Raw genomic sequence first — 14859 nt, 5'->3', positions numbered from 1 at the left:
ACCGGGACCAAGGGGTAACTGATGGACGTAGCGGGGAAGTTCGCCGAGCTCTACGGGTACGAGCCGGAGGGCGTCTGGTCGGCGCCGGGCCGGGTCAACCTCATCGGCGAGTACACGGACTTCAACGAGGGCTTCGTCATGCCGCTCGCGCTGCCGCACACTGCGGTGGCGGCGGTGGCACGCCGCAGCGACGGAGTCCTGCGGCTGCACTCCGCGGACATCGACGCCCCCGTCGCCGAACTCCGCGTCGACGCCCTCGAACCCCTGTCGAAGTACGGGCAGGGCGGCTGGGCCGCCTACCCCGCCGGGGTGGTGTGGGCGCTGCGGGACGCGGGCCACGACGTCTCGGGCGGCGCCGACATCCACCTCGCCTCGACCGTGCCGACCGGGGCTGGCCTGTCCTCGTCGGCGGCCCTGGAGGTCGTCACGGCACTCGCCATGAACGACCTGTACGGGCTCGGCCTCGACCGGCCGCGCCTCGCGGTCCTCGCCCAGCGCGCCGAGAACGCCTTCGTCGGCGTGCCCTGCGGCGTGATGGACCAGATGGCCTCCGCGTGTGCCACCGAGGGCCACGCCCTGCACCTGGACTGCCGCGATCTGGCGATACGGCAGGTCCCCTTCGACCTCGACGCGCACGGCCTGCGGCTGCTCGTCGTCGACACCCGCGTCAAGCACGAGCTGGGCGACGGGGCGTACGCCGAGCGCCGGGCCGGCTGCGAGGAGGGCGCGCGCATCCTCGGCGTGACGCACCTGCGGGACGTAGCGTACGAGCAACTCCCGTCCGCACTAGGCCAGTTGACGGACGAACAGATCTGCCGTTACGTCCGCCACATCGTCTCGGACAACCACCGCGTCGAGCGGGTCATCGCGCTCCTGGACGCCGGTGACGTGCGCGCGATCGGCCCCGTCCTCACCGAGGGCCACGCCTCGCTCCGCGACGACCTGCGCATCTCCTGCCCGGAGCTGGACCTGGTGGTGAGCTCAGCGAACGCGGCGGGCGCGCTCGGAGCCCGGATGACCGGCGGCGGCTTCGGCGGTTCCGCGATCGTCCTGGTGGAGTCGGCGGACGCGGACACCGTCACCAAGTCGGTCCTGGAGGCCTTCGAAGCGGCGGGCTTCACGGCGCCGCGGGTGTTCCCCGCCGTGGCGTCGGCGGGGGCACGCCGGGAGGCGTGAACGGGCGGTGACCGGGCCCGGCGGAACCCGGCGGAAAATGATTCCGCCGACCGGTCACATCGGTGTGGCGTGCTCCGTCATGGCAGTGAACAGCCAGAACGGCACCGGCCAGGGCGGCACCGCTCCGGCGGCCGCGCGACAGAGGAGCGTCCCAGATGTCCACCACCCACACCGTCGTCACCCTGATCGCCGCCGCGATGGTGGGCTTCTCCGCCGTCTCCGTCTTCCTGCGCGCCCAGTGGGTCGTGCAGCCGATGGCCGACTACGGCGTCCCCATGACGTGGCTGCCCTGGCTCGGCGCCGCCAAGGCCGCGGGCGTCGCAGGACTGCTCGCCGGCCTGTTCGTGCCGGTGGTCGGGACCGTGGCGGCGATCGCCCTGGTGCTGTACTTCGCCGGGGCGGTCGTCACCGTCGTACGGGCGCGCTGGTACACGCACATCCCGTTCCCGCTGCTGTACGCGGCACCGGTCGCCGGCGCCCTGGTCGTGGGGCTCGCGGCCTGAGCCCGCGGGGTCAGACCAGCCGCTTGGTGAGCGTGAACTCCTTGACACCCTCGGGGTAGTCCGGGATCACGCTCACCAGCTCGTACCCCTGGTTGCGGTAGAAGCCCGGCGCCTGGAAGTCCCACGTCTCCACACGGGAGTTGCGGCAGCCGCGCTCCTCGCGGGCCAGCCGCTCCGCCTCCGCGAGGAGCCGGGAGCCGAGCCCCGCGCCGCGGTGGCGGTCGTCGACCCAGAGGTGGTCCACGTGCAGCCAGCGGGCCCAGGTGTGCGCGGCGAGACCCGCCGCGAGCCCGCCCGCCCCGTCCAACGCCCACAGGGCCAGCGGCACTTCCTGGTCCTCGCGCGTCCCGCGCAGGGCCCGCAGCTCCGGGGACGCCGCCGTGTTGGCCTCCGTCAGCCGCGCGCGAAGCAGACCAAGCCTCTCTTTGTCGACTCCCGTCTCAATACGAAACATACGGCTCACCATAAACGCGCCGGCCAATCAGTTCTGCAAATCACCTTCCGCTCCCGGCGTCCGGCCCTACTCTGAAGGGCAGTGCCGGTGGGGGCCGGCACAGATCAGGGGGCGAGACAGTCGGGTACGACGCCCGGCGTGGGGGAGCGGTCACCGGACGGCGGCGGCCGTGCGGCCGCGTCGACCCCCGCTCCGGGCGCCGTACCCGCACCAGCCGTTCTCCGATGATGGGGTATCCCCTGCTCCTTGACGGGAGCGTGGGGAAGGGGGTTTCCGTGGTTCGCATTCGAGTCCTGGTCGTCGACGACCACCGCATCTTCGCCGAGTCGCTGGCCGCGGCACTGGCGGCCGAGCCCGACGTCGACGTCTCCGCGGCCGGCAGCGGCCCCGCCGCACTGCGCTGCATGGAGCGGGCGGCCACCGAAGGGCGCAGATACGACGTGCTGCTCGTCGACGCCGACCTCGGCAGCACCGCGAGCGCGCTGCAGGGCACCCTTCCCCAGCCGCTCGGCTTCGCCCGGGCCGGGGGGACTCCCATCGCCGCCTCCGTCCAGGACGGCGCCGCCGATGGTCTCGTCGACGGCATCTCCCTGGTGGCGGGCGTCCGTTCGGGGCAGCCCGCCGTGCGCACCGTGGTCCTCGCGGAGAAGGACGACCCGCGCCGCGCCGCCCTCGCGCTCCAGGCCGGCGCCTCGGGCTGGGTCGCCAAGGACTGCTCCCTCTCCCGGCTCCTCACGGTGATACGCGGCGTCCTGCGCGACGAGACCCACCTGCCGCCCGCCCTGCTCACCGGCGTGCTGCGCGAGCTGACCGCCGCCCGCAAACACCGCACCGAGTCCGAGCGCCTGGTGGAGTCGCTGACCCCGCGCGAGCGCGAGGTGCTGCGCTGCATGGTGGCGGGTCTCGGCCGCAAGGCCGTCGCCGAGCGCCTCTTCCTCTCCCCGCACACGGTGCGCACGCACATGCAGAACGTGCTGGGGAAGCTGGGCGTGCACTCCACCCTCGCCGCGGTGGCGCTGGCCCGGCGCGCGGGCGTCGGCCCGGCCGACCTAGCCGGGGATGTTGTCGAACGGGGCGGTCAACTGGCGTAGCAGTCCGGCCAGTTCACCCCGCTGGGCGCGGGAGAGCTCCGCGAGGATCGCCCGCTCCTGCTCCAGGAGCCCGGCGAGCGCCTGGTCCGCGCGGTCCCGGCCCTCGGCGGTGAGGCGGACGAGGACGCCGCGCCGGTCGCTGGGGTCGGGCAGGCGCTCGACGAGGCCCTTCTTCGCGAGGCGGTCGATGCGGTTGGTCATCGTGCCGGAGGTCACGAGGGTCTGCGTCAGGAGCTGGCCGGGGGAGAGCTGGTAGGGCGCGCCCGCGCGCCGCAGCGACGTCAGGACGTCGAACTCCCACGGCTCCAGGTTGTGCTCGGAGAACGCGAGCCTGCGGGCCCGGTCAAGGTGTCGCGCGAGCCTGCTCACGCGGCTGAGCACCTCGAGTGGTTCCACGTCGAGGTCCGGGCGCTCCCGGCGCCACGCTGCGACCAGCCGATCGACCTCGTCCTCCATGACGATCAGTGTAGGGGGTCTGTCGACATGAAGTCTCTTGACGTCAAGATACTTCGGGGTGAGGATGGCCCCGCGAACGCGTACGGGACGCCACCGCGACGTGGCCCCGCGTTCACCGCGCCGTCTTCGAGGAGGCCCACCCATGCCCGCGCCCGCCGCCCCCACCTGGGACCCCCACCAGTACCTGCGCCACGCCGACCACCGCTCCCGCCCCTTCCTCGACCTGCTCGCCCGCGTCCCCGAACCGCCCGCCACCGGCCGCCCGCCCCGCATCGCCGACCTCGGCTGCGGCCCCGGCAACGCCACCCGGCTCCTCACCGAGCGCTGGCCCACCGCACACGTCACCGGCCTCGACAACTCCCCCGAGATGCTGGCGCGGGCGGCGGAGCTCGCGGGCCCCACCCCCGGCGGCGGCCACCTCGACTTCACCCACGCCGACGCCACCCGGTGGACCCCCGCCCCCGGCACGTACGACCTGATCCTCTCCAACGCGACCCTGCAATGGGTCCCGGGCCACCCCGCCTCCTTCCCCGCCTGGATCGACGCCCTGACGCCCGGCGGCACCTTCGCCTTCCAGGTGCCGGGCAACTTCGACGCCCCCAGCCACGTCCTCATGCGGGAACTGAGCGGCTCCGAGCGATGGCGGGAACGGCTCGGCGGCAGCCTGCGGCACGCGGACGCCGTGCTCACACCGGGGGAGTACCTGGAGCGGCTCGCCGGCCTCGGCTGCGAGGTCGACGCCTGGGAGACCACGTACCAGCACCTCCTGACGGGCGAGGACCCCGTCCTGGACTGGGTGAAGGGCACCGGCCTGCGCCCCGTCCTGACCGCCCTGGCCGACGACCCCGAGGCCACGGAGGAGTTCCTGGCCGAGTACCGGAAGCTGCTCCGCGAGGCGTACCCGGCCACCGCCCACGGCACGGTCTTCCCCTTCCGCAGGGTGTTCGCGGTGGCCCGCAAGGGAGGCGGGGCCTGATGCTCACCGCACTCGACCACGTCCAGCTCGCCGCCCCGCCCGGCAGCGAGGAACTGCTGCGGGCCTACTACGTCGACGTGCTCGGCATGACGGAGGTGCCGAAACCCCCGGCCCTCGCCGCCCGCGGCGGCTGCTGGTTCGAGGCGGGCGGCGTACGCCTGCACCTCGGCGTCGAGGAGGGCTTCAGGCCCGCACGGAAGGCCCACCCCGGACTGCGCGTACGGGACATCGAGGCCTACGCGGACCGGCTGACCGTGCACGACGCCGACGTCACCTGGGACGAGAACCTCCCGGGCCACCGACGCTTCTACTCCTGCGACCCGGTCGGCAACCGCCTCGAATTCCTCGAACCCTTGGCCTGACCTCGCACGTTCGAGTGATCGCGGGGGGCTTTTCGGGTGACAGGGCACCCGGCGCCGTACCGTCACCGTGTCGCTTGTGCCGCAGTGGCGCCCGCGCCCACACTGATGGAGGAGGTGCTGCACGATGACCGCTCTCGCGCATGAGGTGACGCCCGTGGTGAACAACCCGGTACCCGACTTGGACGAGGTCCTGTGGCAGGCGTGGAAGGCCATGGATCTCCCCGAGGGCTACCGCGCCGAGATCATCGAGGGAGCCATCGAGGTGTCGCCCACCGGTCGCCGTCGTCACATGGTGTTGATCAACCGCCTTCGTCGAGCTCTGGATGCTCACCTGAAGGGCGGTGACCACGCCGTGTGGCACGACGGAAACATCTTTTACCGCCGCAAGTGCTGGATTCCGGACCTCTTCGTCGGTCCGCTCGATCCCGACGAGATCCCCGACGAAGAAGACCTGGGCGTGGACGCCTCCGGAGTCGCCCTGGTCGTCGAGGTCGTCTCACCCGGCTCCCGCAACATCGACCGCGACCGCGTCCGCAAGCGCCGCGAGTACGCCCGCGCGGGCATCCCCGTCTACGTGATCGTCGACGACTTCGACGAGGACGGTGCGGTCCTCGTCCTGACCGCTCCCAACCCGAAGAAGGAGAGCTACGAGGACGAGCACCGCGTCCCGTACGGCACCGAAGCCGTCGTCCCGAGCGGTCCCGCCAAAGGCTTCGCCATCGGTGCGGGGATCACGCGGAACTGACCCCCCGGCCCGCCGTCGGGCCGGGAGGGGTTCAGCTCTTTCTGTGGCCTATCAGGCGCGGCTTCGGCTCGAGGCCGTCGAGGCCGTGCCAGGCCAGATTGACCAGGTGGGCCGCCACCTCCGCCTTCTTCGGCTTGCGGACGTCCAGCCACCACTGGCCCGTCAGCGCCACCATGCCGACCAGCGCCTGCGCGTACAGCGGCGCCAGCTTCTGGTCGAAGCCCCGGCCCTTGAACTCCTGGCCCAGGATGTCCTCGACCTGCGTCGCGATGTCGGAGATCAGCGAGGCGAAGGTGCCGGTGGACTGCGCCACCGGCGAATCGCGGACCAGGATGCGGAAGCCGTCCGTATAGGTCTCGATGTAGTCGAGCAGGGCGAAAGCCGCCTGTTCGAGCAGCTCACGCGGGTGCCCGGCGGTCAGCGCCCCCGTCACCATGTCGAGGAGCGCCCGCATCTCGCGGTCCACGACCACCGCGTACAGCCCCTCCTTGCCGCCGAAGTGCTCGTACACGACCGGCTTGGAGACCCCGGCCTTCGCCGCGATCTCCTCCACCGACGTGCCCTCGAAACCCTTCGCGGCGAAGAGCGTGCGGCCGATGTACAGCAACTGCTCCCGGCGCTCGGCTCCCGTCATACGGGTCCGGCGGGTGCGCCGGGGCTGCTTCTCTTTGCCGGCAGGGCTGGAATTGCTGGAGTCGGTCGCCACGTCGTCAATCATGCCGCGTCGGACGAGCGCGCCCCGCGCCGGGAGTCGGCCGCGCCTTCGGGCCTGCGCCGCGAGTCGAGCCGCGACGGGGAGGGCCACCGCACGTCGTACGCCAGGCCGAGCTGCTCGCACCAGCGGATGATCCGCGCCGAGGAGTCCACCTGGCCCTTCATGACACCGTGCCGCGCCGACGTCGGGTCGGCGTGGTGGAGGTTGTGCCAGGACTCGCCGCAGGAGAGCACCGCGAGCCACCACACGTTGCCCGAACGGTCACGCGACTTGAAGGGCCGCTTGCCCACCGCGTGACAGATCGAGTTGATCGACCACGTGACGTGGTGCAGCAGCGCCACACGGACCAGCGAACCCCAGAAGAACGCCGTGAACGCGCCCCACCACGACATCGTCACCAGACCGCCCACCAGTGGCGGAATGCCCAGCGACACGATCGTCCAGAACAGGAAGTACCGCGAGATCCGGCGGATCGCCGGGTCCTTGATCAGATCCGGTGCGTACTTCTCCTGCGACGTGCGCTCCTCGTCGAACATCCAGCCGATGTGCGCCCACCACAAGCCCTTCATCAGGGCCGGCACCGTCTCGCCGAACCGCCACGGGGAGTGCGGGTCGCCGTCCGCGTCCGAGAACTTGTGGTGCTTGCGGTGATCGGCCACCCACCGCACCAGAGGACCCTCCACCGCCATCGACCCCGCCACCGCGAGCGCGATCCGCAGCGGCCGCTTCGCCTTGAAGGAGCCGTGCGTGAAGTAGCGGTGGAAACCGATGGTGATGCCGTGGCATCCCAGGAAGTACATGAAGACCAGCAGGCCGAGATCGAGCCAGCTCACCCCCCGCCCCCACGCCAGCGGCACCGCCACCAGCAGGGCGAGGAAGGGAACGACGATGAACAGGAGCAGGGCGATCTGTTCGAGCGAACGCTTCTTCTCGCCGCCCAGCGTCGCGGGCGGCAGCGGCGCGGCACTGCCGCCCGCCGGAGAAGCGTCGTCGATCACATCGGTGTCGGAGTACGCATCGGAGGTTGTCGTCATGGGCACGTCCCCTGGGGGGTCGAGGGTTGAGGTGGGTTCCGCGCAGGGGCACGGAACCTGCCGCGGCTGCGATACCACGTTTCCTACGGTTCCGTAACCTACGGCGACGTAAGTATGGCAGCGCGGAGCTCCGGGGCAAGAGCCCGCGAGCTCCGAGCCCGACGTGACGCCTATCCTTGGACACGGTCGGACAGCGCGGTCCGCTCTGTATCTCCCCGGGTTCCCACGGAAACCCCTCCCAGTCTTGACGTGCTTCACACTGCAAGGAGCCGCACCTGTGAGCAGTGCCGACGACCAGGGCCAGCAGGCCACCAGCAACGCCAGCGCCGAGCTGCGCGCCGACATCCGACGCCTCGGAGACCTGCTCGGCGAGACCCTCGTACGCCAAGAGGGCCCCGAACTCCTCGAACTGGTCGAAAAGGTCCGCAGCCTGACCCGCGAGGACGGCGAGGCCGCCGCCAAGCTCCTCGGCGGCACGGAACTGGAGACCGCGGCCAAGCTGGTCCGCGCCTTCTCCACCTACTTCCACCTCGCCAACGTCACCGAACAGGTCCACCGCGGCCGCGAACTGCGCAACCGCCGCGCCGCCGAGGGCGGACTGCTCTCCCGCACCGCCGACCGCCTCAAGGACGCCGACCCCGAGCACCTGCGCCAGACCGTGCAGAACCTCAACGTGCGCCCCGTCTTCACCGCGCACCCCACCGAGGCCGCCCGCCGCTCCGTGCTCAACAAGCTCCGCCGCGTCGCCGAACTCCTGGAGACCCCGGTCATCGAGTCCGACCGGCGCCGCCACGACACCCGACTGGCCGAGAACATCGACCTCGTCTGGCAGACCGACGAGCTGCGCGTCGTACGGCCCGAACCCACCGACGAAGCCCGCAACGCCATCTACTACCTCGACGAGCTGCACGCCGGCGCCGTCGGCGACGTCCTGGAAGACCTCACCGCCGAACTGGAACGCGTCGGCGTCCAGCTGCCCGAAGGCACCCGCCCCCTCAGCTTCGGCACCTGGATCGGCGGCGACCGCGACGGCAACCCCAACGTGACCCCCGAGGTCACCTGGGACGTCCTCATCCTCCAGCACGAACACGGCATCAACGACGCACTCGACCTCATCGACGAGCTGCGCGGCTTCCTCTCCAACTCCATCCGCTACACCGGAGCCACCGACGAGCTGAAGGCCTCCCTCCAGGCCGACCTGGAGCGGCTGCCCGAGATCAGCCCCCGCTACAAGCGCCTCAACGCCGAAGAGCCCTACCGCCTCAAGGCCACCTGCATCCGGCAGAAGCTGGAGAACACCAAGCAGCGCCTGGCCAAGGGCACCGCGCACGTCGACGGCCGCGACTACCTCGGCACCGCCGAACTCCTGCACGACCTCACGCTCATCCAGACCTCCCTGCGCGAACACAAGGGCGCCCTCTTCGCCGACGGCCGGATGAACCGCACCATCCGCACCCTCGCCGCCTTCGGCCTCCAGCTCGCCACCATGGACGTACGCGAGCACGCCGACGCCCACCACCACGCGCTCGGCCAGCTCTTCGACCGTCTCGGCGAGGAATCCTGGCGCTACACGGACATGCCCCGCGAGTACCGCCAGAAGCTCCTCGCCAAGGAACTCAGGTCCCGGCGCCCCCTCGCCCCCTCCCCGGCTCCCCTCGACGCCGCCGGCGAGAAGACCCTCGGCGTCTTCCTCACCGTCAAGAAGGCCCTCGAGGTCTTCGGCCCCGAAGTCATCGAGTCGTACATCATCTCGATGTGCCAGGGCGCCGACGACGTCTTCGCCGCCGCCGTCCTCGCCCGCGAGGCCGGCCTCATCGACCTGCACGCCGGCTGGGCCAAGATCGGCATCGTGCCGCTCCTCGAGACCACCGACGAACTCCGCGCCGCCGACGTCATCCTCGACGAGATGCTCGCCGACCCCTCCTACCGACGCCTCGTCGCCCTCCGCGGCGACGTCCAGGAGGTCATGCTCGGCTACTCCGACTCCTCCAAGTTCGGCGGCATCACCACCAGCCAGTGGGAGATCCACCGCGCCCAGCGAAGGCTCAGGGACGTCGCCCACCGGTACGGGGTCAGGCTGCGGCTCTTCCACGGCCGCGGCGGCACCGTCGGCCGCGGCGGCGGCCCCTCCCACGACGCCATCCTCGCCCAGCCCTGGGGCACCCTGGAGGGCGAGATCAAGGTCACCGAGCAGGGCGAGGTCATCTCCGACAAGTACCTCGTGCCGTCCCTCGCCCGCGAAAACCTCGAACTGACCGTCGCGGCCACACTCCAGGCATCCGCCCTGCACACCGCCCCCCGCCAGTCCGACGAGGCCCTCGCCCGCTGGGACGCCGCCATGGACGTCGTCTCCGACGCCGCCCACTCCGCGTACCGCAGGCTCGTCGAGGACCCCGACCTGCCCAACTACTTCCTCGCCTCCACCCCCGTCGACCAGCTCGCCGAACTCCACCTCGGCTCCCGGCCCTCCCGCCGCCCCGGCTCCGGCGTCTCCCTCGACGGCCTGCGCGCCATCCCCTGGGTCTTCGGCTGGACCCAGTCACGGCAGATCGTCCCCGGCTGGTTCGGCGTCGGCTCCGGCCTCAAGGCACTGCGCGAAGCCGGCCTCGACACCGTCCTCGACGAAATGCACGAGCACTGGCACTTCTTCCGCAACTTCATCTCCAACGTCGAGATGACGCTCGCCAAGACCGACCTGCGGATCGCCCGCCACTACGTCGACACCCTCGTGCCCGACGAGCTCAAGCACGTCTTCACCACGATCGAGGAAGAGCACGAGCTGACCGTCCGCGAAGTCCTGCGCGTCACCGGCGGAAACGAACTCCTCGACTCCCACCCGGCACTCCAGCGCACCTTCGCCATCCGCGACGCCTACCTGGACCCCATCTCCTACCTCCAGGTCGCACTCCTCAAGCGCCAGCGCGACGCCGCCGCCGCGGGACAGGACCCCGACCCCCTGCTCGGCCGCGCCCTGCTCCTTACCGTCAACGGCGTGGCCGCAGGACTCCGCAACACCGGCTGACCCGCCCCCGCCCGGAAACGGAAACGACAGGGCCCCGCGCCACCTCGGTGACGCGGGGCCCTGCCCCGTCCGCGGCCCTCAGGCGTTGTACGTGCTCTGCGCCCGCTCCAGACCCTCGATGACCAGCGCCTCCACCGCGTCGGCCGCCCGGTCCACGAAATAGTCCAGCTCCTTGCGCTCCGCCGAGGAGAAATCCTTCAGCACGAAATCCGCCACCTGCATCCGGCCCGGCGGACGACCGATCCCGAACCGCACCCGGTGATAGTCGGGCCCCATCGCCTTCGTCATCGACTTCAGCCCGTTGTGACCGTTGTCGCCGCCACCCAGCTTCAGCCGCAACGTGCCGTAATCGATGTCCAGCTCGTCATGGACCGCCACCACACGCTCCGTCGGCACCTTGTAGAAGTCCCGCAGCGCCGTCACCGGACCACCCGACACGTTCATGTACGACATCGGCTTCACCAGGATCACCCGACGGCTCGCGGGACCCGGCGCACCGATCCGGCCCTCCACCACCTGGGCCTGCGCCTTCCCCGCCCGCTTGAACGTGGCGCCCATCCGCCGCGCCAGCAGATCCGCCACCATGAACCCCACGTTGTGCCGGTTCATCGCATACTCCGGGCCGGGATTGCCCAGACCCGCGATCAGCCAGGGGGCACCGGCATCCGTCGTCACGTCCATGTCTCCTTCATACGCCCGGAACCTCTCCATACACGGCAGCCGCCGCCCCCCGCAGGGAACGGCGGCTGCCGGACAGAACGTACGCCGCGAGGATCAGCCCTCGGCGGACGCGTCGCCCTCGCCCTCACCCTCGGCCGGGGCCTCCTCGGCCTGCGCGGCCAGGACCTGCAGGACGACGGTGTCACCCTCGACGGCCAGCGTCGAACCCGACGGCAGCGGGATGTCCTTCGCCAGCACCGACGCGCCCGCGTCCAGACCGGCGATGGAGACCGTCACCGACTCCGGGATGTGCGTGGCCTCGGCCTCGACCGGAAGCGTGTTCAGGACGTGCTCCAGCAGGTTGCCGCCCGGCGCGAGCTCACCCTCGGTGTGAACCGGGATCTCGACCGTGACCTTCTCGCCGCTGCGCACGAGCAGCAGGTCGACGTGCTCCAGGATGCCGATGCGCAGCGCGTCACGCTGGACGGCCTTCGGGATGACCAGCATGCTCTTGCCGTCGACGTCCAGGTTGATCAGGACGTTCGAGGTCTTCAGGGCCATCAGCGTGTCGTGGTGCGGCAGCGTGACGTGGACCGGGGCCTCACCGTGACCGTAGACAACGGCCGGCAGCTTCTCGGCGCGACGCAGACGGCGCGCGGCACCCTTGCCGAACTCGGTACGGGTCTCGGCGGAGATCTTCACCTCGGACATGTGCACTCCTCGTATGCAGTGACGGAAAGAAACGGTCACCCGGCCACGACTGGCCTGCTACGAAGAGCGCGTCGATAACGGAGCGCCACACACAAGTGCGGCCTCCCTCGCCGAGCAACTCACTGAGTCTACCCGGCGGGAAGGCCGCCCAAGAAATCGATCTTCCGACCCGGGACGCCGACCGCGCCCCGAGGCCTACTGCTCCTCGAAGAGGCTCGTCACCGAACCGTCCTCGAAGACCTCACGCACCGCATTGGCGATCGTCGGCGCGATCGACAGCACCGTGATCTTGTCCAGCTCCAGCTCACCCGGCGTCGGCAGCGTGTCCGTGAAGACGAACTCACTCACCTTCGAATTCTTCAGCCGGTCCGCCGCGGGACCCGAGAGCACACCGTGCGTCGCCGTCACGATGACGTCCTCCGCACCGTGCGCGAACAGCGCGTCCGCCGCGGCACAGATCGTGCCACCCGTGTCGATCATGTCGTCCACCAGGACACAGACACGGCCCTTGACCTCACCCACGACCTCGTGGACGGTCACCTGGTTCGCGACGTCCTTGTCACGACGCTTGTGGACGATCGCCAGCGGCGCGCCCAGACGATCGCACCAGCGGTCGGCCACCCGCACACGGCCGGCGTCCGGAGACACCACCGTCAGCTTCGACCGGTCCACCTTCGCACCCACGTAATCCGCCAGGATCGGCAGCGCGAACAGATGATCCACCGGACCGTCGAAGAAGCCCTGGATCTGATCCGTGTGCAGATCCACCGTGAGAATGCGGTCCGCACCCGCGGTCTTCATCAGATCCGCGATCAGACGCGCCGAGATCGGTTCACGCCCACGGTGCTTCTTGTCCTGCCGCGCGTAACCGTAGAACGGCACGATCACGGTGATGGAGCGGGCCGACGCGCGCTTCAGCGCGTCGATCATGATCAGCTGCTCCATGATCCACTTGTTGATCGGAGCGGTATGGCTCTGGATCAAGAAGCAGTCGGCGCCGCGCGCCGACTCCTGATAGCGGACATAGATCTCACCATTGGCGAAATCAAAGGCCTTCGTCGGCACGATGCCGACACCCAGCTTGTGTGCGACCTCCTCGGCCAACTCGGGGTGGGCGCGGCCGGAGAAGAGCATCAACTTCTTCTCGCCGGTCGTCTTGATCCCGGTCACAGCACTGTCTCCTCAGAGAGTTCTTCCCGCTGCCGTACTCACGCGTCCCGGTGCGTCGAGTCGGCCGAATGTGCACCTATCACGGTACGCCGTGTCAGACGCACCTGTTTCCGGTCAGCTTTCGCCACCCGAATCCCGGGACGCCGCCTCCGCCGCCTTCGCGGCCGCGCTCCCCGGACGCTTACGGGCCACCCAGCCCTCGATATTCCGCTGCTGGCCCCGGGCGACGGCCAGCGAACCCGCCGGCACATCCTTCGTGATCACAGACCCGGCAGCGGTATAAGCACCGTCCCCGACCGTGACAGGAGCCACAAACATGTTGTCCGAACCCGTACGGCAGTGAGACCCCACCGTCGTGTGGTGCTTCGCCTCACCGTCATAGTTCACGAAGACACTCGCGGCGCCGATGTTCGAGTACTCACCGATCGTCGCGTCACCCACGTACGACAGGTGCGGCACCTTGGAACCGTCCCCGATCGTCGCGTTCTTCATCTCCACATACGTACCCGCCTTGGACCTCACCCCAAGCCGGGTCCCCGGCCGCAGATACGCGAACGGGCCCACACTCGCCTGCTCCCCGACCTCCGCGCCGTACGCCACGGAATTGTCCACCCGCGCCCCCGCACCGACCCGGGTGTCCGTCAGCCGCGTGTTCGGCCCGACCTCGGCACCCTTGCCCACATGCGTGGACCCGTGCAGCTGAGTGCCCGGATGCACCACGGCGTCCCGCTCGAAGGTCACCGTCGCATCCACCCACGTCGACGCCGGATCCACCACCGTCACACCCGCCAGCATCGCCCCGGTCAGCAACCGGTCGTTCAACGTGCGGCGCGCCGCCGCCAGTTGCACACGGTTGTTGATGCCCGCGATCTCCTCGTGATCCCCGGCCACCGAAGCACCCACCCGGTGCCCGGCCTCGCGCAGGATCCCCAGGACATCGGTCAGGTACTCCTCACCCTGACTGTTGTCCGTGCGCACCTTGCCGAGCGCCTCCGACAGAAGCCGGCCGTCGAACGCGAAGACCCCGGAATTGATCTCACGGATCGCGCGCTGCGACTCACTGGCGTCCTTGTGCTCGACGATCGCCGTCACCGAACCGTTCGCACCGTCGCGCACGATACGGCCGTACCCGGTCGCGTCCGGTACCTCGGCGGTCAGCACGGTCACGGCGTTCCCGTCGCCGTCGTGGGTCTCGGCGAGCTGCCGCAGCGTCTCGCCGGTCAGCAGCGGGGTGTCGCCACAGACGACGATCACCGTGCCGTCGACGGTGCCGCCGAGCTCCTCAAGACCGATGCGGACGGCGTGCCCCGTGCCGTTCTGCTCCGCCTGGTAGGCGGTGCGCACCTGCGGCGCGATGGCCCCCAGGTGCTCGCGCACCTGGTCGCTCTGGAAGCCGACGACGGTCACGAGCTGCTCGGGCGAGAGCGCGGAGGCGGCGTGGAGCACGTGTCCGATCAGGGAACGGCCACAGATCTCGTGCAGGACCTTGGGAAGATCCGACTTCATACGGGTGCCCTCACCCGCTGCGAGGACGACGACGGCTGCCGGGCAGGTTGCGCTCACGGGGGTGCCCTTCGGCTTCGGATGGCTTGGGGTGCCTGGTGGGGTGGACATCCGCAGGATACCGGGGCGTTGGGGGGTGGAAATGAGCGCGGGTCCTGACCTGGCGGTCAGGACCCGGAACGAGTGGCTCCCCCGCCAGGACTTGAACCCGGACAGATGGCACCAAAAGCCACAGTGCTGCCAATTACACCACGGGGGAATGAAACGGCTAAACCGGACAT

Annotated in this window: 15 protein-coding genes and 1 tRNA gene; 7 read left to right on the top strand and 9 right to left on the bottom strand. The window is 70.1% G+C overall.

Features of this window, described 5'->3' with window-relative positions:
- The first annotated feature begins 21 nt into the window (after positions 1-21).
- A complete protein-coding gene (gene galK / locus ACZ7DY_RS26150) occupies positions 22-1176 on the top strand; it encodes a galactokinase (protein WP_471138980.1) in 1155 nt (384 codons plus the stop codon).
- 155 nt (positions 1177-1331) lie between these two features.
- The gene (locus ACZ7DY_RS26145) at positions 1332-1679 is read left to right on the top strand and encodes a DoxX family protein (RefSeq protein ID WP_471138978.1); all 348 of its coding nucleotides are present in this window, start codon (positions 1332-1334) and stop codon (positions 1677-1679) included.
- A 10-nt stretch (positions 1680-1689) separates the two neighbouring features.
- On the opposite strand, the gene ACZ7DY_RS26140 is transcribed toward ACZ7DY_RS26145, so the two are convergent.
- A complete protein-coding gene (locus tag ACZ7DY_RS26140; RefSeq protein ID WP_471138977.1) occupies positions 1690-2145 on the bottom strand; it encodes a GNAT family N-acetyltransferase in 456 nt (151 codons plus the stop codon).
- Positions 2146-2408: 263 nt separating this feature from the next.
- Between ACZ7DY_RS26140 and ACZ7DY_RS26135 the strand changes: the two genes are divergently transcribed.
- Positions 2409-3224 carry a LuxR C-terminal-related transcriptional regulator gene (locus ACZ7DY_RS26135; RefSeq protein WP_471138975.1) on the top strand — a complete coding sequence of 272 codons (816 nt, stop codon included), beginning with the start codon at positions 2409-2411 and terminating at the stop codon, positions 3222-3224.
- On the opposite strand, the gene tamR is transcribed toward ACZ7DY_RS26135, so the two are convergent.
- On the bottom strand, positions 3183-3680 hold the full coding sequence (tamR, locus tag ACZ7DY_RS26130) for a MarR family transcriptional regulator TamR (RefSeq protein ID WP_362376856.1): 498 nt from the start codon (positions 3678-3680) through the stop codon (positions 3183-3185). The two genes, ACZ7DY_RS26135 and tamR, sit on opposite strands and share 42 nt — an antisense overlap.
- A 142-nt stretch (positions 3681-3822) precedes the next feature.
- On the opposite strand from tamR, the gene ACZ7DY_RS26125 reads away from it, so the two are divergent.
- The 3 genes from ACZ7DY_RS26125 (at position 3823) to ACZ7DY_RS26115 (ending at position 5763) form a co-directional block, all read left to right on the top strand.
- Positions 3823-4656, top strand: a complete 834-nt coding sequence (locus ACZ7DY_RS26125; protein ID WP_471138972.1) for a trans-aconitate 2-methyltransferase — start codon at positions 3823-3825, stop codon at positions 4654-4656.
- Positions 4656-5018 (top strand): VOC family protein, encoded by a 363-nt coding sequence (locus tag ACZ7DY_RS26120; RefSeq protein WP_471138971.1) that lies wholly within the window; start codon positions 4656-4658, stop codon positions 5016-5018. The genes ACZ7DY_RS26125 and ACZ7DY_RS26120 overlap by 1 nt, the downstream gene beginning before the upstream one ends.
- 124 nt (positions 5019-5142) lie before the next feature.
- Positions 5143-5763: a Uma2 family endonuclease gene (locus ACZ7DY_RS26115; RefSeq protein ID WP_471138969.1), complete on the top strand. Its 621-nt coding sequence runs from the start codon at positions 5143-5145 to the stop codon at positions 5761-5763.
- A gap of 31 nt (positions 5764-5794) precedes the next feature.
- On the opposite strand, the gene ACZ7DY_RS26110 is transcribed toward ACZ7DY_RS26115, so the two are convergent.
- Both ACZ7DY_RS26110 and ACZ7DY_RS26105 read right to left on the bottom strand, forming a co-directional pair.
- Positions 5795-6481, bottom strand: a complete 687-nt coding sequence (locus ACZ7DY_RS26110; RefSeq protein ID WP_471138967.1) for a TetR/AcrR family transcriptional regulator — start codon at positions 6479-6481, stop codon at positions 5795-5797.
- The gene (locus ACZ7DY_RS26105; RefSeq protein WP_471138965.1) at positions 6478-7512 is read right to left on the bottom strand and encodes an acyl-CoA desaturase; all 1035 of its coding nucleotides are present in this window, start codon (positions 7510-7512) and stop codon (positions 6478-6480) included. Before ACZ7DY_RS26105 ends, ACZ7DY_RS26110 begins: the two co-directional genes overlap by 4 nt.
- Positions 7513-7789: 277 nt before the next feature.
- Between ACZ7DY_RS26105 and ppc the strand changes: the two genes are divergently transcribed.
- Complete coding sequence (ppc, locus tag ACZ7DY_RS26100; RefSeq protein WP_471138963.1) at positions 7790-10534, top strand: phosphoenolpyruvate carboxylase; 2745 nt, start codon at positions 7790-7792, stop codon at positions 10532-10534.
- Positions 10535-10612: 78 nt separating this feature from the next.
- On the opposite strand, the gene pth is transcribed toward ppc, so the two are convergent.
- From pth to ACZ7DY_RS26075, 5 genes are all read right to left on the bottom strand, one after another.
- A complete protein-coding gene (pth, locus tag ACZ7DY_RS26095) occupies positions 10613-11215 on the bottom strand; it encodes an aminoacyl-tRNA hydrolase (protein ID WP_471138962.1) in 603 nt (200 codons plus the stop codon).
- Between the two features lie 93 nt (positions 11216-11308).
- The gene (locus ACZ7DY_RS26090) at positions 11309-11905 is read right to left on the bottom strand and encodes a 50S ribosomal protein L25/general stress protein Ctc (RefSeq protein WP_471138960.1); all 597 of its coding nucleotides are present in this window, start codon (positions 11903-11905) and stop codon (positions 11309-11311) included.
- Between the two features lie 195 nt (positions 11906-12100).
- A complete protein-coding gene (locus tag ACZ7DY_RS26085) occupies positions 12101-13075 on the bottom strand; it encodes a ribose-phosphate diphosphokinase (RefSeq protein ID WP_125513234.1) in 975 nt (324 codons plus the stop codon).
- Between the two features lie 114 nt (positions 13076-13189).
- Positions 13190-14638, bottom strand: a complete 1449-nt coding sequence (gene glmU, locus ACZ7DY_RS26080) for a bifunctional UDP-N-acetylglucosamine diphosphorylase/glucosamine-1-phosphate N-acetyltransferase GlmU (RefSeq protein ID WP_471138958.1) — start codon at positions 14636-14638, stop codon at positions 13190-13192.
- A gap of 124 nt (positions 14639-14762) precedes the next feature.
- Positions 14763-14837: transfer RNA gene (locus ACZ7DY_RS26075), tRNA-Gln, on the bottom strand.
- Positions 14838-14859: the final 22 nt, after the last annotated feature.

The organism is Streptomyces sp. NPDC037013 (assembly GCF_055607265.1).
This window is presented reverse-complemented; position numbering and strand designations above follow the sequence as displayed.